At 62.8% G+C, this 18817-nt stretch carries 19 protein-coding genes; 7 read left to right on the top strand and 12 right to left on the bottom strand.

Features of this window, described 5'->3' with window-relative positions:
* Nucleotides 1–62: 62 nt before the first annotated feature.
* Entirely contained in the window at nt 63–968 is a 906-nt protein-coding gene (locus tag E4662_RS10010) for a LysR family transcriptional regulator (protein ID WP_136441397.1), read from the top strand.
* 278 nt (nt 969–1246) lie between these two features.
* Here E4662_RS10010 and E4662_RS10005 read toward each other — a convergent pair whose 3' ends face one another.
* Genes E4662_RS10005 through E4662_RS09995 form a run of 3 tightly spaced genes read right to left on the bottom strand, consistent with a single transcriptional unit; the run spans nt 1247 to nt 4163 of the window.
* Nucleotides 1247–1999: a maleate cis-trans isomerase family protein gene (locus tag E4662_RS10005; protein WP_136441396.1), complete on the bottom strand. Its 753-nt coding sequence runs from the start codon at nt 1997–1999 to the stop codon at nt 1247–1249.
* A complete protein-coding gene (locus tag E4662_RS10000) occupies nt 1996–3132 on the bottom strand; it encodes a M24 family metallopeptidase (protein WP_136441395.1) in 1137 nt (378 codons plus the stop codon). The genes E4662_RS10005 and E4662_RS10000 overlap by 4 nt, the downstream gene beginning before the upstream one ends.
* Complete coding sequence (locus E4662_RS09995) at nt 3129–4163, bottom strand: pyridoxal-phosphate dependent enzyme (protein WP_136441394.1); 1035 nt, start codon at nt 4161–4163, stop codon at nt 3129–3131. Before E4662_RS09995 ends, E4662_RS10000 begins: the two co-directional genes overlap by 4 nt.
* A gap of 150 nt (nt 4164–4313) precedes the next feature.
* On the opposite strand from E4662_RS09995, the gene purL reads away from it, so the two are divergent.
* Entirely contained in the window at nt 4314–6473 is a 2160-nt protein-coding gene (gene purL / locus E4662_RS09990) for a phosphoribosylformylglycinamidine synthase subunit PurL (RefSeq protein ID WP_136441393.1), read from the top strand.
* A gap of 339 nt (nt 6474–6812) precedes the next feature.
* Entirely contained in the window at nt 6813–7499 is a 687-nt protein-coding gene (locus tag E4662_RS09985; RefSeq protein WP_136441392.1) for a M48 family metallopeptidase, read from the top strand.
* A 194-nt stretch (nt 7500–7693) separates the two neighbouring features.
* Here E4662_RS09985 and E4662_RS09980 read toward each other — a convergent pair whose 3' ends face one another.
* Nucleotides 7694–8836: a hypothetical protein gene (locus E4662_RS09980; RefSeq protein WP_136441391.1), complete on the bottom strand. Its 1143-nt coding sequence runs from the start codon at nt 8834–8836 to the stop codon at nt 7694–7696.
* A 1-nt stretch (nt 8837) separates the two neighbouring features.
* On the bottom strand, nt 8838–9617 hold the full coding sequence (locus E4662_RS09975) for an SDR family oxidoreductase (protein WP_136441390.1): 780 nt from the start codon (nt 9615–9617) through the stop codon (nt 8838–8840).
* A gap of 166 nt (nt 9618–9783) precedes the next feature.
* Here E4662_RS09975 and E4662_RS09970 point away from each other — a divergent pair, with 166 nt between their 5' ends.
* Nucleotides 9784–10800 (top strand): Hint domain-containing protein, encoded by a 1017-nt coding sequence (locus E4662_RS09970; RefSeq protein WP_136441389.1) that lies wholly within the window; start codon nt 9784–9786, stop codon nt 10798–10800.
* A gap of 66 nt (nt 10801–10866) precedes the next feature.
* On the opposite strand, the gene E4662_RS09965 is transcribed toward E4662_RS09970, so the two are convergent.
* The 3 genes from E4662_RS09965 to E4662_RS09955 are packed head-to-tail and all read right to left on the bottom strand — an operon-like array spanning nt 10867 to nt 11473.
* Nucleotides 10867–11058: a hypothetical protein gene (locus E4662_RS09965; protein ID WP_136441388.1), complete on the bottom strand. Its 192-nt coding sequence runs from the start codon at nt 11056–11058 to the stop codon at nt 10867–10869.
* Complete coding sequence (locus tag E4662_RS09960; protein ID WP_136441387.1) at nt 11055–11243, bottom strand: hypothetical protein; 189 nt, start codon at nt 11241–11243, stop codon at nt 11055–11057. The genes E4662_RS09965 and E4662_RS09960 overlap by 4 nt, the downstream gene beginning before the upstream one ends.
* Nucleotides 11244–11263: 20 nt before the next feature.
* Nucleotides 11264–11473 carry a hypothetical protein gene (locus E4662_RS09955; RefSeq protein WP_136441386.1) on the bottom strand — a complete coding sequence of 70 codons (210 nt, stop codon included), beginning with the start codon at nt 11471–11473 and terminating at the stop codon, nt 11264–11266.
* Between the two features lie 184 nt (nt 11474–11657).
* Here E4662_RS09955 and E4662_RS09950 point away from each other — a divergent pair, with 184 nt between their 5' ends.
* On the top strand, nt 11658–13268 hold the full coding sequence (locus tag E4662_RS09950; RefSeq protein ID WP_136441385.1) for a peptide chain release factor 3: 1611 nt from the start codon (nt 11658–11660) through the stop codon (nt 13266–13268).
* A 105-nt stretch (nt 13269–13373) separates the two neighbouring features.
* Here E4662_RS09950 and E4662_RS09945 read toward each other — a convergent pair whose 3' ends face one another.
* Both E4662_RS09945 and E4662_RS09940 read right to left on the bottom strand, forming a co-directional pair.
* Nucleotides 13374–13964: a DUF6691 family protein gene (locus tag E4662_RS09945; protein ID WP_136441384.1), complete on the bottom strand. Its 591-nt coding sequence runs from the start codon at nt 13962–13964 to the stop codon at nt 13374–13376.
* Nucleotides 13965–13967: 3 nt separating this feature from the next.
* Nucleotides 13968–14513, bottom strand: coding sequence for a YeeE/YedE thiosulfate transporter family protein (locus E4662_RS09940; RefSeq protein WP_136441383.1), 546 nt, complete (start codon nt 14511–14513; stop codon nt 13968–13970).
* A gap of 309 nt (nt 14514–14822) precedes the next feature.
* Between E4662_RS09940 and E4662_RS09935 the strand changes: the two genes are divergently transcribed.
* On the top strand, nt 14823–15836 hold the full coding sequence (locus E4662_RS09935) for a VPLPA-CTERM sorting domain-containing protein (RefSeq protein ID WP_168797951.1): 1014 nt from the start codon (nt 14823–14825) through the stop codon (nt 15834–15836).
* A 71-nt stretch (nt 15837–15907) separates the two neighbouring features.
* The gene (locus tag E4662_RS09930) at nt 15908–16417 is read left to right on the top strand and encodes an invasion associated locus B family protein (protein ID WP_136441381.1); all 510 of its coding nucleotides are present in this window, start codon (nt 15908–15910) and stop codon (nt 16415–16417) included.
* A 4-nt stretch (nt 16418–16421) separates the two neighbouring features.
* On the opposite strand, the gene E4662_RS09925 is transcribed toward E4662_RS09930, so the two are convergent.
* Both E4662_RS09925 and E4662_RS09920 read right to left on the bottom strand, forming a co-directional pair.
* Entirely contained in the window at nt 16422–17672 is a 1251-nt protein-coding gene (locus E4662_RS09925) for a vWA domain-containing protein (RefSeq protein WP_136441380.1), read from the bottom strand.
* A gap of 111 nt (nt 17673–17783) precedes the next feature.
* Nucleotides 17784–18695: an AAA family ATPase gene (locus E4662_RS09920; RefSeq protein ID WP_136441379.1), complete on the bottom strand. Its 912-nt coding sequence runs from the start codon at nt 18693–18695 to the stop codon at nt 17784–17786.
* Nucleotides 18696–18817 lie beyond the last annotated feature (122 nt).

The raw sequence follows: 18817 nt of genomic DNA, 5'->3' as shown, positions 1-18817 counted from the left end.
TACCGATGTGGCTATGCATTTGTTTCAAAAGCCACCTTCCTGCCGTAAAAAATGGTGCTGTAATGGATTGGGATAAACTCAGAATATTTCACGCCGTCGCGGATGCGGGCAGCCTGACTCATGCGGGCGACACGCTGCATCTGTCGCAATCGGCGGTTTCAAGGCAGATTCGGGCGCTCGAAGAGGCGCTGAATACAACCCTGTTCCACCGCCATGCACGCGGGTTGATTCTCACCGAACAGGGCGAGCTTCTGTTTGACGCCACGCAATCCATGCTGCGCCGCATCGATACGGCGACGGCGCGCATTCGCGACAGCGAGGAAGAGGTCTTTGGCGAGCTCAAGGTCACCACGACCCACGGCTTTGGCGCGCTCTGGCTCGCGCCGAGGCTGGCCAAACTCTATGAAAAGTACCCCGATCTCAACATCGATCTAATGCTGGAGGAACGCGTGCTCGACCTGCCCATGCGCGAGGCCGATGTGGCGATCCGCATGAAGGAGCCCAGCCAGGCGGACCTCGTCCGCAAACGGCTGATGTCGGTGAAGATGCGGCTCTATGCGTCCCCCGAGTACCTCGCCGCCCATGGCACACCTGAGGCCATGGAGGATATGCGCACGCACCGTCTGATCTCTCAGAACATCAAATCGGCGCAGGTGAATGCCGGGATGCAGCTGGTTCAGGAGCTGATGACCTATGACATCGAAGCGACGCTGACCGTTAACAATTACTTCGGTGTTTTGCAGGCTGTGCTGTCAAATCTGGGGATCGGGGTCCTGCCGGATTACATCATCGAAGATTTCCCGCATGTGGTCCGGGTCCTTCCGGAAGTGGAATCAAACGAGGTGCCGGTGTTCCTCGCCTATCCCGAAGAACTGAGACAATCCAAGCGCGTAGCCGCTTTCCGGGACTTCGTTCAGGAAGAAATCATCGCACACCGACGCTCCCGCAGGGCGATGGGTACCGACTGATTGCACGCTATGCGTGCGTGTCATGCAGGACACGCATAGCGGAAATGCTGCAACTGCGACATATTAATCCTTGATGGAATCATTCTTGATGCAATATCTGGCATATGGACGATGAAGCGCCCAACAGCGCAGCATCTTCATACCTCCCTGTTGGACTTCGGCCGAGCTTTTTGCTCGGCCTTTTTTTTGGCCCAAACCGTGCTGCGCCTGCCCGGTTCGCTGCAGGTGCGCGCATGGATGCTGCACTGCACGATCTCCCAAGGGTTGCCAGATCCGGATCAGACGTCCCGAAACAGCCTGCCGTAGCCGGATACCCTGTCCGCCACACCAGCCAATCGCAGCATGTGCCAGATCAGCACCTGGTTGCTGGACAGGACCGGTTTGCCGGTTTCCTGTTCGAGCGCCTCCAGCACCCCAAGCGTGCGCAGGTTGGTGCAGGAGAGGAACAGCGCTTCTGCGTCCCCGTCCGCCATCAACGCCCGTCCTGCCGCCATGAGCGAGGCTTCGTCAATGCGGGCCACCCGCGACTCCACCGCCTCGTCAAAGCTGCCGAAGGTCGGGGTTTCGATGCCCTGGGCCGACAGCGCCCTCCGCAACCCGTCAGAAACCTCCGCCACATAGGGCGAGAGCAAGGCGAGCCGTGTGACCTCCAAAGCGCCGCAAGCCGCCACCAAAGCCGAGAGCGGCTCTGTCACCGCTTGCGCGGAGCAACCTTCCCGAACCAGTGCCGAGACCCGGGGCGCGCCGATCACGGCCGTAGCGGAGGTGCAGCCATAACCAACCACATCGAAAGAAACGGCTTCCGGCAAGCGCCCGGCCGCTTCCGGCAGGCGTGCTTCCATTGCGCCGAGGCTATCGGTGCTGACCTCCGTGCCGGACACGATCCGCGACACGTAGAGCGCAACGCCCTCCTGAGGCAGAAGGCGGCGGCAATCGTGTTCCAGCGTCTCGTCCGGTTGCAGAACCACCAGCCCGAGATTGGCGCGCGTCCCGATGGGCGGGCCGAGCGTGTAGGGAAAGACCCGGCTCACGCAAGCACCGGAAGGTCCGGCGGTGCGGGCGGCGAGAGTTGATCGCAGCCCGCCTCGGTGATGGCAAAGACGTCCTCATGCACCATGATACCGCCCCCCGGCAGCGTGATCCCCGGCTCAAGGGTGATCACCATCCCGGGGCGCAATTCGGTCTGATCCGCGGCGATGAGCGACAGCCCTTCGGTCAGTTGCATCCCCAGCCCGTGCCCCAGACGCCCGGCCTCGCCGCCGCCCACGATGGCGTGCATGGCGTGGTACAGCTCGGACGCGGTGGTGCCCGGCCTGGCAATCGCGCGGGCCGCTTCGGTGGCTTCCAGAAGCTGACGCCAGGCCGAAAGCGCCTCGGGCGCGGCATGGCCAATGGCCCAGTTGCGGTCAAAGTCGGAAAAATACCCCTGCCGGACAAGGCCCGTGTCCAGCATCAGCACATCGCCCGCCTGCAACGGCGCCTCGGAGGCCGGCGAGATCACGTCGTCATAGCCCAAAGGCCCAACGCCTCCGGCCAGATACGGCACCCAATCGGCACCTTCCTCTAGGCAGAGCATCTGGAAGCGCCGAAACACCTGCGCCAGCGGCACGCCGGGGCGGGCAATCTCCGGCACCCGGTGAAAGGCGCGCCCGGCGATGGCACAGGCCTCGCGGATGCAGGCGATCTCGGCCTCGGACTTGATCGCGCGCAGCTCTGCCGTCAGCCCCCCGTCGCTGACGATGGAGAGCGTGCCCAGTTCCGCTTCGAGCAGGTCATAATCCGTGAGCGGCATGCGCAACGTGCTTTCGCGCCCCATCGGCATGCCGATCAGACCCGGCCCCGCAACCTCCTGCAGGCAATCGCGCAGCAGGCTCACCCCGTCATCGGTCAGATCCGGCGAAGACCATGTGCGGATGTCATCCAGCCATGTCTTGCCCATCAGCGCCGCGCCGATGGAGGGGATCACGGCCACCGGTTTGCCCCGGCTTGGCACCACGAGGAACCATGGCCGCGAAGGGCTTTCCCAGAACCGGGTCAGAAAGCCGGTGAAATAGCGGATCTCCGCTTCGGTGGTGAGCAGCAGCGCGCCCAGCCCGCGCTCGGCCATGCCCTTTTGGGCGCGGATCACGCGGGCCTTGTATTCGTCCTCAAGGAAAACGCTCATGCCTCCTCGCTCAGGATGGCGAGGACACGGGACGTCGCCGTGAGGCCCAAGGCAGCCGGATCGGCCAGAGCCGCCGCCAGCCCGGCTGCGCCCGAAGGCGTGCTCGCCAGCCCGGCGCTATCCAGCAAAGGCAGAACCGCCGCTGCCTCCTCTTCGGAGATCAGGGCAAAATCATCAGCATCGCGCGACAGCCCGCGCAGGGCAATCAGCGATGGTTCCTTGCAATCGAGCCGCCCCATGGACGAGACCGGCCCGGAGGTCTCTACAGCCGCCCCGGCGCGAATGCTGGCATAGAGCGCCGGCGCGGCCTCCGGCTCGACCACGATGATGCGCGGCCCCGCGCCCCAGCGGTCACGGAACAGGGCAGCGCAGGCCCCGGCCAGCCCGCCGACGCCCGCCTGCAAAAGAATATGCGTGGGTGGCGGGTCCATCTGCGCCACGATCTCCGCAGCCATGGCGAGATAGCCCTCCATCAGCCGATGCGGGGCCTCGGTATAGCCGTCCCAGGACGAATCGCTCAGCAGGCTCCAGCCGTTTTCCTCTGCGGCCTGTTGTGCGGCGGCCATGCTGGCCTCGTAGTCCGCGCCCGCGCGCACGACCTCTGCCCCCTTCGCCCGCAGCCGCTCTGCGAAGCTTTCCGGGACGGTTTGGGACAGGTAGATCACCGCCCTCGCGCCAAACACGGCGGCTCCGGCTGCGACCGACAGCCCGTGGTTTCCCGCCGAGGCGGTCACGTAGCATTGTCCCGACAAAGGCGCCTCCCCGCCGATGGCGTTTGCCGCATGGGCAATGACATAAGCCGCCCCAAGCGCCTTGAAGCTGCCTAGCCCCATGCGCGCCCGTTCATCCTTGACGCAGACCTGTGCCACGCCGAAGCGCTCTGCCAAGGCGGCAGCCTCCACCAGAGGCGTCACCCCATGGGCCGGGCATTGCGCCAGCAGCCGCTCGGGCCCTGCCGCATCCACGCTGGGCAGCGGAATATCCGCAATGTCCAGCCCCTGCCCTTTGTAAGGATTGTCTGTGATCTGCATGATACCCCCTCTGTGCCGCGCCATCTCAGACCGATTGCACGCAGGCGGTCAAGCACACATCACCATTTTGAGCCCGCATGCCCTTCCCCCTTGCCGATCCTTGTCGTAAAGAGCGCGCGACGCCATACGTGGGACCACCTGGGGACAGACATGCAAGAACCGGCCATCACCGAAAAGCTGATCGAAGCACACGGCATCAAGCCGGATGAATATGCAGAGATCCTGCGGATCATGAACCGCGAGCCGACCTTTACCGAGCTCGGCATTTTCTCGGCGATGTGGAACGAGCACTGCTCTTACAAATCCTCCAAGATCCACCTCAAGAACCTGCCCACCACCGGCCCGCAGGTGATCTGCGGCCCCGGCGAGAATGCAGGGATCGTGGACATTGGCGACGGTCAGGCCGTGGTCTTCAAGATGGAGAGCCACAACCACCCGTCTTACATCGAGCCTTATCAGGGCGCGGCCACGGGCGTGGGCGGCATTCTGCGCGATGTCTTTACCATGGGCGCACGGCCGATTGCTGCGATGAACTCGCTGTCCTTTGGCGTCAAGGACCACCACAAGACGCGCCAGCTTGTGCATGGCGTGGTTGAGGGTGTTGGCGGCTATGGCAACTGCTTTGGCGTGCCCACCGTGGGCGGCGAGGTGCGCTTTGATGAGGCCTACAACGGCAACTGCCTTGTGAATGCCTTTGCCGCCGGTCTCGCGGATACGGACAAGATTTTCTACTCCGCCGCTTCTGGCGTGGGCCGACCGGTTGTCTACCTCGGGGCCAAGACCGGCCGCGACGGTGTGGGCGGCGCGACGATGGCGTCCGCCGAATTTGACGAGAGCATCGAAGAGAAGCGCCCCACCGTGCAGGTTGGCGATCCCTTCACCGAAAAGCGCCTGATGGAAGCGACGCTGGAGCTGATGCAGACCGGGGCGGTGATCTCCATTCAGGACATGGGCGCGGCAGGTCTGACCTGTTCGGCTGTGGAAATGGGCGACAAGGGCAAGCTGGGCATCCGGCTCGACCTTGAGAAAGTCCCGCAGCGCGAAGAGAACATGACCGCCTACGAGATGATGCTGTCCGAAAGCCAGGAGCGCATGCTCATGGTTCTGGACCCGTCCAAGGAAACCGAGGCCAAGGCCGTCTTTGACAAGTGGGACCTCGATTTCGCCATCGTCGGCGAGACCATCGACGAAGACCGCTTCCTGATTGTGCACAACGGTGACGTGAAGGCGGACATGCCTTTGTCCCGCCTCTCCTCCTCTGCACCGGAATATGACCGCCCGTGGGAGCCGACGCCGGAGGCCGAGCCGCTCGCCGATGTGCCGCAGATTGATCCGATTGATGGCCTCAAGGCGCTGCTCGCCTCGCCGAACTACTGCTCGCGTGAGTGGGTTTACGAGCAATACGACAGCCAGGTGATGGCCGACACCGTGCGCATTCCGGGCTTTGGCGCCGGTGTGATCCGCGTGGACGGCACCGAGAAGAAGCTCGCCTTCACCTCCGACGTGACCCCGCGCTACGTCAAAGCCAACCCGGTTGAGGGCGGCAAACAGGCGGTGGCCGAAGCCTTTCGCAACCTCTGTGCCGTTGGGGCCAAGCCGTTGGCGACCACCGATAACCTGAACTTCGGCAACCCCGAGAAACCGGCCATCATGGGTCAGTTCGTTGGCGCGCTGCAGGGCATTGGCGCGGCCTGCTCGGCGCTCGACATGCCGATCGTGTCGGGCAACGTCTCGCTTTATAACGAAACCGACGGTCAGGGCATCCTGCCGACGCCGACCATCGGGGCCGTGGGCCTGATCGCCGCAGACGAAGAGCCGATCCTCGGCTATGCCCGTGACGGTCATGTGGCGCTGGTCGTTGGGGAAACCACCGGGCACCTTGGCCAATCAGCACTGCTGGCCGAAGTATTCAACCGCGTTGAAGGCGATGCGCCTGCGGTGGATCTCGACGCGGAACTGGCCGCAGGGGACTTTGTTCGCGCAAACCGCGAGCTGATCAAATGCTGCACCGACCTTTCCGATGGCGGTCTGGCTCTGGCGGCGTTCGAGATGGCGGAAGCCTCCGGTGTGGGCGTTCAGCTCGATAGCGACGAGACCCCGGCCCTCTTTGGCGAAGATCAGGCGCGGTATCTCGTGGCCTGCAACTTCGATCAGGCCGAAGCGCTGATGATCGCGGCGGGTCAGGCCGGTGTGCCGATTGCCACCGTGGGCCGTTTCTCCGGCGATACGGTGAAGATGGGCGGCAGCGAAGCGGCTCTGTCCGAGCTGTCTTCGGTCTATCGCGAAAGCTTTGCCGGGCATTTCGCTTAAGGGGCTTTGGCGCTCTGGCGGCTGCTGTTGAACACGGCGCGTCCCGGACTTGATCCGGGACCTCCTCGTCAGCGTGCGAGCCGCGCCTATCGACGGGCCGTGGTACGGCGATCCAACGTCCGATCCTCTTGATTTACCCCTGTCACTGGCGCGCTAAACCGGTGTGGTTCGATACGACAATCCAATCGCCGTGCCGTGCGGACGGCCCGTCGATAGGCGCGGCGGCCTGCGGCCTTGATTCCGCGCCTACGGGAAGGTGAACAGAAGCTGCAAGCCCAAACGGGCCTTTCCCGCAGTTCCGCTCTTTCCTTCGCCGGGCACCGCCCCCATATTCCGTCTATGCTGAAGTTTGCCCCGATCCTGCTCGCCATTGGCTATGCCTTTGTGATGTACCACTTCTCTGCCTGGCGCACGGGCAAGGAACTGGACGCGAAATCCTCTGAACTGGCGGATGTGGACCTCAAGAAGCTGACCGACCGCATGGCCGCATCGCTGGATCTGCCCCGGATCAGGGTGAACATCTACGAGATCGAGCCGGTCAACGGGCTCGCCGCGCCGGATGGGCGCATCTTCATCACCCGGGGCTTTTATGGCCGCTACCGCGCCGGGGAGGTCAGTGCCGAAGAGATGGCCAGTGTCATTGCCCATGAGCTGGGCCACGTGGCTTTGGGGCATTCGCGGCGGCGGATGATTGATTTCTCCGGCCAGAACGCGCTGCGCACGGCCATGGCGATGATCCTGTCGCGCTTCTTGCCCGGGATCGGGGTCTATATCGCCAACTTCCTGACCACGGTGCTGGCCGCGCGGCTGTCGCGCTCGGATGAATATGAGGCGGACGAATACGCCGCCGCGTTGCTGGTCAAATCAGGGATTGGCGTTGAGCCGCAGAAGTCCCTGTTCCGCAAGCTCGAAGAGCTGACCAACTCCAGAGGCGGGGCCATGCCTGCATGGCTGATGTCGCATCCCAAGACCGAAGAGCGGATTGCTGCGCTGGAGAAGCTTGAGGCGAAATGGGCGAAGGCGTGAGCTGAAGCGCAATCCGAAAAGTGGGAATCGGTTTTCGGATCAAATTGCGCGACAAAACAAAAAGATAGAGCATCGCCTTTGATGCAGTTTTTCAGGACGATGCTCCAGGTGGCGCCGGATTAAGGGGGCTCTGCCCCGCCGCAGCAAAGCTGCGACTCCCCGAGGTATTTTGAGCCCAAAGAAACCTCTGTGCGCTATGGTTCCGGGAGGACGTCGAAAGAGGCTTCGGCCACATCCTGACCGTTGACCTGTACGATCACCGCATGCGGGCCGGGGTGCAGGCGGAAGGTGGTGGCGTTGCCTTTCAGGACGTGGCGTTTTGACAGGGTCAGCGGCGTGCCGGGCTTGAGTGTGGCGGTTTTCAGTTTGAACACTTTTTCAGCCGGTCCCGAGGGGCGGTGGAAGCGCAGGCGGTAGTCCACAAGCACCGGCAGGGCCTCCTCGCTGTGGAGCGTCACGCTGAATTCCAGAGCGGCGCCGATGCAAGGGGCCGGGGTGATCTTGTCGATCGTGGCCGAGAGCGCGCCTGCACGGTAGCCGAGCAGGTCCAATGCGCCGCGCTCGCCGCGTTTGACAGCGGTGCGCAGGGCGTGGCGGGTGATCCAGTCCAGCTCCTTGTCCTGCTGCGCGCCGCTGCTGCGCCAGGCCGTCAGGTGGTCCAGCACGGTTTCGGGCATGACCTTCGACAGATCGTTCATGTGGTTGGCCACGGAGCGCGTGACGTAGCGCGTGGGATCGGCGTGTAGCCGGTCAAGGAAGCGCAGGGGCACCGCCGGGTCGAGCGTGATGTTGCGCGCCCAAGGCAGGCGGGGCCGCGTGCCTTCGCTCACCAGCCTGCGCACGTGGTAGTTCTCGTCTTCGGACCAGTCTTCCAGCCGCGCGAGCGTCTTGTCCGGCCATCGGTTCAGGAACGGGCGGATGTAGAACTCCATGGAAAACCGGCGCGTCGCGGCGTGGAGCAGATCGAGCGCGCGGTCCGGGTCTTCCATGCCGTGACGCACCGCCAGAATGCCGGGCACCGCATGGATGAAACGGCCGAAGTCATCGTCTTTCAAGGAGCGGTCCAGCTCTGGCGGCATGGCCGCTTCCAGCGCCTCTGCCATAGCCGGGAAATCCGAAGGCAGCTGCGGCTCAAGGCAATCGGCGATCCAGTCGAGCCGTTCCAGCAGACCGCGCGTCCCGAGGCCCGGGACGCAAGCCGCCGTGAACCGCTCTGCGTCAAAGCCGGGCAAGACGGCAAATTCCGCCGCCAGATCGCTTAGGCTGCTTTCGTTGAAGAGCTGGTCGGCGAGGGAGAACCCCGCGCCGCCGCCTTTGCCATCCGGACCGCGCGCCATGTCAGATCGTCGCCAGCGTTGCGCCGCCATCCAGAAGGATGTTCTGGCCGACGATAAAGCCGGCGTGCTGCGAGCACAGGTAGGCGCAGGTTGCGCCGAAATCTTGCGGACTGCCGTAGCGCCGTGCCGGGATTGTCGCCGTACGCTGTGCCCGGGCTTCATCGCGGGTAATTCCCTGCTGTTCAGACACGCCGGTGTCGAGCGAGACCATGCGGTCCGTATCATGCACGCCGGGCAGCAGGTTGTTCACGATCACCCCATGCGGGGCGACCTGACGTGCGGTGCCTGCAACATAGCCGGTCAACCCGGTGCGGGCTGCGTTCGACAGCCCCAGAACGGCGATGGGCGCCTTGACCGATTGCGAGGTGATATTGACCACCCGGCCCCAGCCGCGATCAATCATCTTCGGCATCAAGGCAGACATCAGCGCGATCGGCGTCAGCATGTTGGAATCGAGCGCCGCGAGGAAATCTTCGCGCTGCCAGTCGGACCACAGGCCCGGCGGCGGGCCGCCCGCGTTGGTCACGAGGATGTCGATCTCCCCCGCCTCTGCCAGCACCTTGGCGCGGCCCTCTTCGCTGACAATATCGGCAGCCACGGTTGTCACCGATACGCCAAAGCGGTCGCGTATGTCCTGCGCGGTCTGCTCCAGAGCCTCCGCCCCGCGTGCATTCATCACCAGATCGACTCCTGCTTCGGCCAATGCCTCGGCGCAGCCGCGTCCAAGTCCTTTGCTGGAGGCGCAGACCAGCGCCCGTTTTCCGCGAATTCCCAGATCCATCGGTCTCTCCCTGATTTCTTTTGCGGTCCACTCCCGCCGCCCCCAACTGCACCCTTGCGCACAGAGCCGGTAAATGGCCGAATACGGGGCCATATGATGACACATTCCGCGCGCATACAATGGGCAGTCTTGAGAACGACGCCAGACGCCCGAACCGGTAACGAGCATGAGTAGACAGAGCGCCTTTCGCCCCTCCCAGACCCTCGCCATATATGACGGGGCCGCCTTGCGCGTGGTGAACGGCGCGAATCTCGGCGACAGTCTGAGTTTTGCCGATGAGCTGATGCTCGAAGACATCTATCGCCTTTCACCCGTGGCGGCCCTGCATCCGATGGCGCTCAGCGGGTTGGCCCGCTCCCCTTTCCGCATTGCGGCGAGCAGCGAGATCGGCACGCCCGGCGCGGACCTGCATCTCGATTGCTGTCTGACCTTCATGAGCGGCCATGGCGGCACCGCCGAGTGCCTGATTTTTGTCGAGACCGATGCGGAAGGCAATGTTCGTCAGGTCTACGTTCATCCGCTGGCACCGATGCAGCCGAAGACGGATTACGTTCTGGTGGGCATCGACCGGGACGGCGCGATGCAGCGGTTTGCGCAGATTGCCTGCACGTCCTTTACCCGCGGCACGGCCATCACGCTGGCGACGGGCGCGCAAAAGCCCGTAGAAGCGCTGGAACCCGGCGACAAGGTTCTGACCCGCGATCACGGCGTGCAGGAGATCCGCTGGGTCGGCCAGCACACGGTGCGCGCCACCGGGGCCTTTGCGCCGATCCGGATTGCGCAGGGCACGCTGAACAACACCGCCGATCTGATTGTCTCGCCGGACTTCCGGCTGTTCATCTACCAGCGGCACGATGCTTTGGGGGCGGGCCGGTCGGAGCTGCTTGTCCGCGCACGGCATCTGGTGAACGGCAAGACGATCACACAGGAGCCGGGCGGGTTCATCGACTACTTCCAGATGATCCTCGACGATCACTATATCATCTACGCCGAAGGCATTGCCGCCGAGAGCATGATTGTGGACGACCGCACGTCAGCCGCCCTTCCCGATGATCTGAATGATGCGCTGGAACGGCTTGTGCCCGGTCATAAGCGTATGGACAGCTCTGATCTTGAGATTGACGAGCAGTTCCTCGCCCGCCCGGATGCGGCGGAGCTGCTGCGGCGGTCTTCGGGGGGGTAGCCGGCCCTTTGCCGTGCCGCTGCACTCAAAAGGCCCCGCCAGAGTGCTCTGGCGGGGCCGCGTGGCTCATCCGTCATTGAAGCCGCGCTTGTAGGCTTCTTTCTCGTCATCCTCCATTTCGCCGTAGCCGTCCCGTTCCGGCTGTCCCTTGGCAGAATGATCGTCGTTATACTTGCGCCGGGCCTCCTGCCCCTTCTTGTAGATTCTCGCCAGGTGAATCAGCCTTCCGGGGCTGGGTTTGACATCAGTCTTGCTCATGATCCTTGCTCCTCGTTGAAAACGTCTCCTGCGTCCCAACCTTCGGGATAGGGCCTCCTCTGCCCCGATCCTTCGGATTGGCAGGTCTGCAACGACAGGTGCTCGCGGTAGTCGTTGCGTGTCAGAAGCGGCGCCCCGCAGTAGGGACAAAGCTCGACACCGTTTTCCTTTTTCAAACCTTTCATCTCACACCTCCTCCTGCGGCTCAGTCGCCGCGATGCCCGCGCTTGTACGCTTCTTTCTCCTCGGGGCTCATGTTCTGGTAGCCATCATCCCGAGGACCACCGGAGTTGGCAGGATCGTCATGGTGTTTCTTGCGCCGATCCTTGCCTTTCTTATAGGCCTGCTCGACCAGCAACTTCTTCTGAGCGTTGCCAAAACCACCAACTCCGTAGATGTCATCCGAATTCTGCATGACAGCTCTCCTTCCCTTGATCGGCGGTTCGGCGTTGGTGCCCCTCCGCCTTGGATATAGTCTACCCTGAGGCGAGCTTTTGCGCCTTAACCTGCGTCAAGTGATATGCGAATTTCGGGATGTGATGGAGGCGCGGCCGCGCCGCCGGTAGACAAGCCAGCGGCGCGGCCCTATACGCCCGATCATGTTAGACAACCGCCCTGCCCTGCCCGCCGAAATTGCCCGCCGCCGGACCTTTGCGATCATCTCGCACCCGGATGCCGGGAAAACGACGTTGACGGAAAAGTTCCTCCTCTATGGGGGTGCCATTCAGATGGCCGGACAGGTGCGCGCCAAGGGTGAAGCGCGGCGGACACGGTCGGACTTCATGCAGATGGAAAAGGACCGGGGCATCTCCGTGTCGGCCTCTGCCATGTCGTTTGACTTCAAGACTGGCGAGCAGGATTTTCGGTTCAACCTCGTCGACACCCCCGGCCACTCGGACTTCTCCGAGGACACCTATCGCACGCTGACCGCCGTTGATGCCGCCGTGATGGTGATTGACGGGGCGAAAGGCGTGGAAAGCCAGACGCAGAAGCTCTTTGAGGTTTGCCGTCTGCGCGATCTGCCGATCCTGACCTTCTGTAACAAGATGGACCGCGAGGCGCGGGACACCTTTGAGATCATTGACGAAATTCAGGAAAACCTGGCGATCGACGTGACCCCGGCCAACTGGCCCATCGGCATGGGCCGGGATTTCCTTGGCACCTATGACATGCTGAACGACCGGCTCGAACTGATGGATCGGGCGGACCGCAACGTGGTGGCGGAATCGATCAAGCTGGAGGGTCTGGACGATCCCCGGCTGGCGGATCACATCCCCGAGAACATGCTCGAACAGCTGCGCGAAGAGGTCGAGATGGCCCGCGAACTGCTGCCCACGCTCGACCCGCAATCGGTGCTGGAAGGGCATATGACCCCGATCTGGTTCGGCTCTGCGATCAACTCGTTTGGCGTGCAGGAGCTGATGAAGGGCATCGGCACCTATGGGCCCGAGCCGCAGCCGCAGAAGGCCGATCCGCGCCAGATTGCGCCGGAAGAGAAGAAGGTCGCCGGGTTTGTCTTCAAGGTGCAGGCCAACATGGACCCCAAGCACCGCGACCGCGTGGCCTTTGTGCGGCTGGCCTCCGGCCATTTCAAACGCGGCATGAAGCTGACCCATGTGCGCACGAAAAAGCCCATGGCGATCTCGAACCCGGTGCTGTTCCTCGCCTCGGATCGCGAATTGGCCGAAGAGGCCTGGGCGGGCGATATCATCGGCATCCCGAACCACGGGCAGCTGCGCATTGGTGATACGCTGACCGAAGGCGAGGCGCTGAAGGCCACGGGCATCCCCTCCTTTGCGCCGGAACTGCTGCAGGGTGTGCGCGCGGGCGATCCGATGAAGGCCAAGCACCTCGAAAAGGCGCTGATGCAGTTCGCCGAGGAAGGCGCGGCCAAGGTCTTCAAACCGATGATCGGTTCGGGCTTTATCGTCGGCGTTGTGGGCGCGTTGCAGTTCGAAGTTCTGGGCAGCCGGATCGAGCTGGAGTACGGCCTGCCCGTGCGCTTTGACGCTTCCCAGTTCACTTCGGCGCGCTGGGTGCATGGCGACAAGGAGGCGGTGGACAAATTCACCAATGCCAACAAGCAGCACATTTCCTATGATCATGACGGCGACGTGGTCTACCTGACGCGCCTGCAGTGGGACATCGACCGGGTGGAGCGGGATTACCCGGATGTGACGCTTTCGGCGACGAAGGAAATGATGCAGTAACGGGATGGGCGTTGGGGGCGCTGTAAAGGCGAGCCAACGGACACCAAGACGAAAAAGGCCCGCGCGAGTGCATCGCGCGGGCCTTTGTTTTGGCGGGAGCTGTGATTACTCCGCCGGCACCTCTGCCGGGGTTTTGCCCCCCGTCAGATTGTCCGGCAGGACAAAAGCCACAAGCACAAAGACGGCGCCAAGCACGATGCCCAGAAGATCGCCGGAGATGGCGAAGAGCCCGTCGAACTTCGAACCAGGCACCGCGCCCAGCGTCACCTTGCCGCCTGCAATGCCGTCCAGCAGGCCAGAGGCTTTCCAGGCGGGGTATGTCGCCATGTAAGCCGCCGCGCCGAGAAGGCCGCCCGCCACGAAGAACAGCGCATCTTTTCGCCCGGACGCCGCCGCGCAAACGCCGGTGCCGGGGCAGTAGCCAGAAGCGGCCCAGCCCGCGCCCAGCAGCAACCCGCCAATGAAAACGCCCACATAGGCGGTTTTCACGCTCATATGGCCGACATCGACAAGACCGGCCATCTGGCCCGCGAACATCAGGATGGAGCCGGTGCCAATGGCCAGCAGGATGGTTTTCATCAACCGGATGCGCCGCAGGGTCAGCATGCCGGAGATCACAGTGGGGTTGGTCGCCCCGATCCGGTCCAGCACCGCGCCAAAGGCAGCGCCGATAACGATGGCAAGTACGATCTGCATGGATCAGCCCTCCTTATAAAGCATCATGGCGGTGGGAATGGCGGCAAGGAACGCGCCAGCGGCAAAAATGTAACCCGAAAGCGCCGTCTGCATCATGCCGGACATCATGTGCCCGGAGGTGCAGCCCCCGGCGAGACGCGCGCCGTAAAGCACGATGAACCCGCCAAGGAAGGCCACCGCGTAGCGTTTCCATGGCGTGTCGCCGAAGTTGGCTTTCCAGATCGCAGGCAACCGTTTGTCCTCACGGTCCAGCCCCCGCCCAAAGGCCGAGAGCGCCGCCCCGGCCATCATCGCCAGCACAAAGATGAACGAGTAGTTCACCGGGTTTGCGGCGTTCTTGGCGTATTTGCCGTTTGACTTTGCCATGTAGGCGTTGGTGGACGTGTAGCCTTCGTCCGTCTGCGTGATGAATTCCGGGTTCACCACGTCCGTTACGATCCCGTTGAGGATCACGAATTGCGTCGAGACGCCAATGGGCTTCACCAGAAGCACCGCAGCAAAGAAGACGAGCCCCAAAAGCACGCCCCCCAATTTCCAATCGAGTGTCATATGCACCCCTCCCGTCAGAAGTTTGATGAGGATCAGGGGTAAAGAACATATTCCAAACTTCGAATGATTCAAATCAAATACATTCCAGTTTTGATATTTGAATGGCTCTGCGCAGGACTGATCGCTTCGCGTTGAACGGGACTTGTGGCGAAAAACGCCCTCTTCCGGATGGCCCGGGCAGCGGGCGCCATCGGGAATTCACACGCAGTTCACGAATTCACGGTGTATTCACTTTTAAGGCGAGCTGCCCTTGCGTTAGCCTTCGTGGGCACTATTCGACGAAAACTGTTTCATTTACGGAGATTACCTATGTTCTCACGCGCCTTTGCGGTGGGTGTTGTGGCGCTTTTGCCTACCCTTTCTTCCGCAGCTTCCATCATATCGGACGGCAACGTATCGCTTGGTGTCGATGACTTCGGTCAGTTGAACATCAGCGGCGGTGTTGCCGACGTGACCGGTCAAACCGCCGTTGGTGTGCGCTACGTCGATCCGACCAGCGGCACCGAGTACGAGGCCACGTCCCACGGCTGCCTGTGTGAAGGCTGGGGCCTTGCCGTGGACGGCACGACCGGCTCTGCCAACAACGACTTCGGCGGCGCTTCCGGTCTGACCCTTGTCAGCTTCACCTCAACCGCCACCACTGCCCAATCCGTGGTCACCGTTGACGGCACAAACGTTCAGGTCACTCATGACTTCCAGCTTTCTTCGTCGGACAACCTCTACGAGGTGATCGTGACGGTGGAGAACACCGGCATGACGGCGGTCACCGATCTGGAATACCGCCGCGTCATGGACTGGGACACCTCGCCAACCCCCTTTGACGAATACGTGACAATCGGGGGCACCGGCACAACCACCCTGCTCTCCTCCAGTTCGGATGACGGTTTTGTCTCCGGCAATCCGCTGGACGCGTTCGGAGATCTGGCGGGCTGTGGAACCACGGTGGATTTTGTCGCCTGTGGTCCCGACGATCACGGCGCGGTCTTTGACTTCTCGCTCGGCGGCCTCGGAGCGGGGGAAAGCTACAGCTTCTCGATCTTCTATGGCGGTGCTGTCGGCCTGGCAGAGGCCAATGCGGCGCTCGGCACGGTTGGTGCAGAGCTCTACAGCTTTGGCTGGTCCGGCTCCGATACCAACCAGGACGGCTATGTCGACGGCACAACCGATCTCGCCCCGACCTACATCTTCGCCTTCTCCGGCGTGGGCGGGGTGGTTCAACAGCCCAACCCGACCAGCCCCGTTCCGCTTCCCGCAGGGGGCGTTCTGCTGCTGACCGCGCTCGCCGGGTTCGGCGCTTTGCGTCGCCGCAAAACCCAAGCCTGATCAAGCCACATGCATTTTCGGGGGGCGGTCCCGTGCCGCCCTCTCTTCCCCAGCCGCTACAGGACTTCAGAATGACACGCCACCTTATCTCCAGTATGGCCCTTCTTCTGGCCTTTGCCTCTGCTCTGCACGCGCAATCCATGGACAGCGCAACGGCGAAGGCCCCATCCACTTCCGACTGGGCCTTGAGCTGTAGTGACACCGCCTGCCTGGTCAGCCGAAGCGTCATGGATGCGAACTCTGGCCAGAGGATCGCCAGTGTCTTTTTCAACTACACCCATGACAAGGTTCAGGAAATCGCGATTGCGGTGCCGCTTGGGGTGGTGATCGAGCCGGGGTTGAAGCTGTCGCTCGGTGACAAGGATCTCGACCTCAAGTTCGAAGTCTGTTTCCCCGACGGCTGCCGCGCCCGCCGCATCCTGCGCCTGCTTGACGAAGACCGTATCACCGGCACCGAGACGCTCGACATCCTCGCCTTCCCTTACGGTCAGGGCACCCCGATCAAGATTGCCGTGCCCACGGACGGGCTCAAAACGGCCCTCGAAGACGCCCGGCGCAAGGCCAGGGCGCTGAGCAATTGAGCCGTCAGAGCATCTGCATCAGCCGCGCTTTTTCACCCATGTCATCAGGGCGGGAGATGGCCTCGGCGAGATCTTCGAGCGATTGGATCGAGTGACCGGCGCGGAAGCTGTGTACGTGGGGGAGCATGGCGCGGATACCGGTGGCTTTTGGCGCAAAGCCGTCCCAGCGCAGCAATGGGTTGAGCCAGATCAGGCGACGCGATGACAGGTGCAGCCGCTCCATTTCCTTCTCCAAAGCCCCCGCATCGTCGCGATCCAGCCCGTCGGTGATCAGTAGCACCACCGCCCCCTGCCCCATGACACGGCGCGACCACAGATGATTGAACTGATGCAGGCATTGCCCGATGCGTGTGCCACCTTCCCAGTCATGCGCCTCGGCCCCGGCCGCTTTCAGGGCGGCATCCACATCACGCGTGGCCAAATGGCGGGTGATGTTGGTCAACTGCGTGCCGAATGTGAAAGCATGCACCTTGGCCCAGCCCGCGCCTTTCTCATTGGCAACCGCATGCAGGAAATGCAGCACCATGCGGCTGTATTGGCTCATCGACCCGGAGATATCGCACAGCACCACGAGGTTCGGCCAGCGCGGGCGCGGTTTGGCGCGCTGGATGGTCCGCATCTCACCGCCGCGCCGCATGGCCTCGCGCAGCGTCCGGCGATAATCGAGCCGCTCGCCTTGCGGCGCGGCCATGGAGCGGCGGGATTTAATTGGCTTCACCGGCAGTTTGAGCCGCGCAATCATACGCTTGGCCTGCGCAATCTCATCCGTGGACATTTGTTCAAAGTCCAGCGTGCGCAGCTTTTCCTCCGCTGACATGGTCATGGAGGCGTCGATCTCGATCTGCTCGCCGCCTTCGGTCTCTTCGGGCTGCGGAAGCTCCGGCATTTCGTCGCCCAAAAGCGCCTGCGCCGCGCGTTTCTCAGCCGATTGCGCGAGCTTTTCTTCCTGAACGCCGCGCACCGCCGGGAGCATCATGCTCATCATATGTTCAAGGTAGCGCGGGTCGCGCCAGTAGAGGCGAAAGATCTGGGCAAAGACCACCCGGTGCTCCGGGCGGTTCACGAAACAGGCGTGCAGCGTCCAGAAGAAATCCATCCGATCCGTGAAACCCGCGGCCTCAACCGCCCTGACCGCATCAATCACCCGCCCCGGCCCGACAGGCAGGCCAGCCCGCCTGAGCGCCCGCGCGAAATGGATGATGTTCTGCGCCAGACGCGGGTTTTCGGGCAGATCTATGGGGACGTATTCAGGCATATCAGCCGACGCGGGGGCGCGGCCCCGTCCAACCCTCGAACAGTCGCCCGGACTGTTCGCCGCTGCGCGGTCCGGGAGGACCTCCAGAGGTATTTGGAGCCCAAAGAAACACTAGGCCGCGTCCAACGACGACTTCACCTCATCCAGGATGCGTTTCGCCTCTGAGCCCTGAATTTTCTGGATGTCGTCCTGGTACTTCAGGATCGCGCCGAGCGTGTCGCTGATCACTTCGGGCGAGAGGTCCACCACGTCAAGCGCCAACAGGCATTTGGCCCAGTCGATGGTTTCCGCCACGCCCGGTTTCTTGAAGATGTCCTCAGTGCGCAGGGACTGAACAAAGGCGACGATCTGGCGCGAGAGGGTTTCCGCCACTTCCGGCGCGCGGGCGGTCAGGATTTCCACCTCGCGGTCAAACTGAGGGTAGTCGACCCAGTGATAGAGGCAGCGCCGCTTCAGCGCGTCATGCACCTCGCGGGTGCGGTTGGAGGTGAGGATGACAATCGGCGGCTCGGGGGCCTCGATCGTGCCAATCTCGGGGATGGTCACTTGGAAGTCGCTCAGGGCCTCCAGAAGGAAGGCTTCAAACGGCTCATCGGTGCGGTCAAGCTCATCAATCAGCAGGATCGGCGCGCCGTTTTCATCGGGCCGCATGGCCTGCAGCAAAGGCCGCTCGATCAGGAAATCCTTGCCGAAAAGCTCGGCATTCAGCGCCGAACGATCCGCGCCGCCCTGCGCTTCGGCTGTGCGGATGGCGATCATCTGCGCCGGGAAGTTCCATTCGTAGACCGCCGAGGAGGCATCCAGCCCCTCATAGCATTGCAGCCGGATCAGCCGCCGCCCGAGGCAGAGCGCAAGCGCCTTGGCGATCTCGGTCTTGCCCACGCCTGCCTCACCTTCGAGGAACAGGGGCCGTCCGAGTTTAAGCGAGAGGAACACAACCGTGGCCAGCGCCCGTCCGCAGACATAGCCTGTCTCGGCCAGTTGCGCCTGAACCGCGTCAATGGATTGGGGAATTTGCTGCATAAAGGTCTCCTTAACCCAAGGGAGTGCCTTCCGCACGCGCGCGGGTCAATAGCGCCAAAGTCGCAGAGCTTTTCAGAGTTTAGCGCTATTATTGACCCGGTAACCCCTTCCTGCGATGTTTG

The sequence above is a fragment of the Pacificoceanicola onchidii genome (genome assembly GCF_004804335.1).
Lineage (GTDB): Bacteria > Pseudomonadota > Alphaproteobacteria > Rhodobacterales > Rhodobacteraceae > Pacificoceanicola > Pacificoceanicola onchidii.
The sequence above is the reverse complement of the archived record's forward strand: the minus strand, read 5'-3'. Positions and strand labels throughout refer to the sequence as shown.

Coding starts and splice junctions, on each gene's coding strand:
- E4662_RS09935 (WP_168797951.1), top strand. CDS start 14,823: ATGTTCTCACGCGCCTTTGCGGTGGGTGTTGTGGCGCTTTTGCCTACC.
- E4662_RS09955 (WP_136441386.1), bottom strand. CDS start 11,473: ATGCAGAATTCGGATGACATCTACGGAGTTGGTGGTTTTGGCAACGCT.
- E4662_RS09940 (WP_136441383.1), bottom strand. CDS start 14,513: ATGACACTCGATTGGAAATTGGGGGGCGTGCTTTTGGGGCTCGTCTTC.
- E4662_RS10000 (WP_136441395.1), bottom strand. CDS start 3,132: ATGAGCGTTTTCCTTGAGGACGAATACAAGGCCCGCGTGATCCGCGCC.
- E4662_RS09945 (WP_136441384.1), bottom strand. CDS start 13,964: ATGCAGATCGTACTTGCCATCGTTATCGGCGCTGCCTTTGGCGCGGTG.
- E4662_RS10010 (WP_136441397.1), top strand. CDS start 63: ATGGATTGGGATAAACTCAGAATATTTCACGCCGTCGCGGATGCGGGC.
- E4662_RS09980 (WP_136441391.1), bottom strand. CDS start 8,836: ATGGCGCGCGGTCCGGATGGCAAAGGCGGCGGCGCGGGGTTCTCCCTC.
- E4662_RS09925 (WP_136441380.1), bottom strand. CDS start 17,672: ATGCCTGAATACGTCCCCATAGATCTGCCCGAAAACCCGCGTCTGGCG.
- E4662_RS09930 (WP_136441381.1), top strand. CDS start 15,908: ATGACACGCCACCTTATCTCCAGTATGGCCCTTCTTCTGGCCTTTGCC.
- E4662_RS09960 (WP_136441387.1), bottom strand. CDS start 11,243: ATGAAAGGTTTGAAAAAGGAAAACGGTGTCGAGCTTTGTCCCTACTGC.
- E4662_RS09995 (WP_136441394.1), bottom strand. CDS start 4,163: ATGCAGATCACAGACAATCCTTACAAAGGGCAGGGGCTGGACATTGCG.
- E4662_RS09965 (WP_136441388.1), bottom strand. CDS start 11,058: ATGAGCAAGACTGATGTCAAACCCAGCCCCGGAAGGCTGATTCACCTG.
- purL (WP_136441393.1), top strand. CDS start 4,314: ATGCAAGAACCGGCCATCACCGAAAAGCTGATCGAAGCACACGGCATC.
- E4662_RS09985 (WP_136441392.1), top strand. CDS start 6,813: ATGCTGAAGTTTGCCCCGATCCTGCTCGCCATTGGCTATGCCTTTGTG.
- E4662_RS09975 (WP_136441390.1), bottom strand. CDS start 9,617: ATGGATCTGGGAATTCGCGGAAAACGGGCGCTGGTCTGCGCCTCCAGC.
- E4662_RS09970 (WP_136441389.1), top strand. CDS start 9,784: ATGAGTAGACAGAGCGCCTTTCGCCCCTCCCAGACCCTCGCCATATAT.
- E4662_RS09920 (WP_136441379.1), bottom strand. CDS start 18,695: ATGCAGCAAATTCCCCAATCCATTGACGCGGTTCAGGCGCAACTGGCC.
- E4662_RS09950 (WP_136441385.1), top strand. CDS start 11,658: ATGTTAGACAACCGCCCTGCCCTGCCCGCCGAAATTGCCCGCCGCCGG.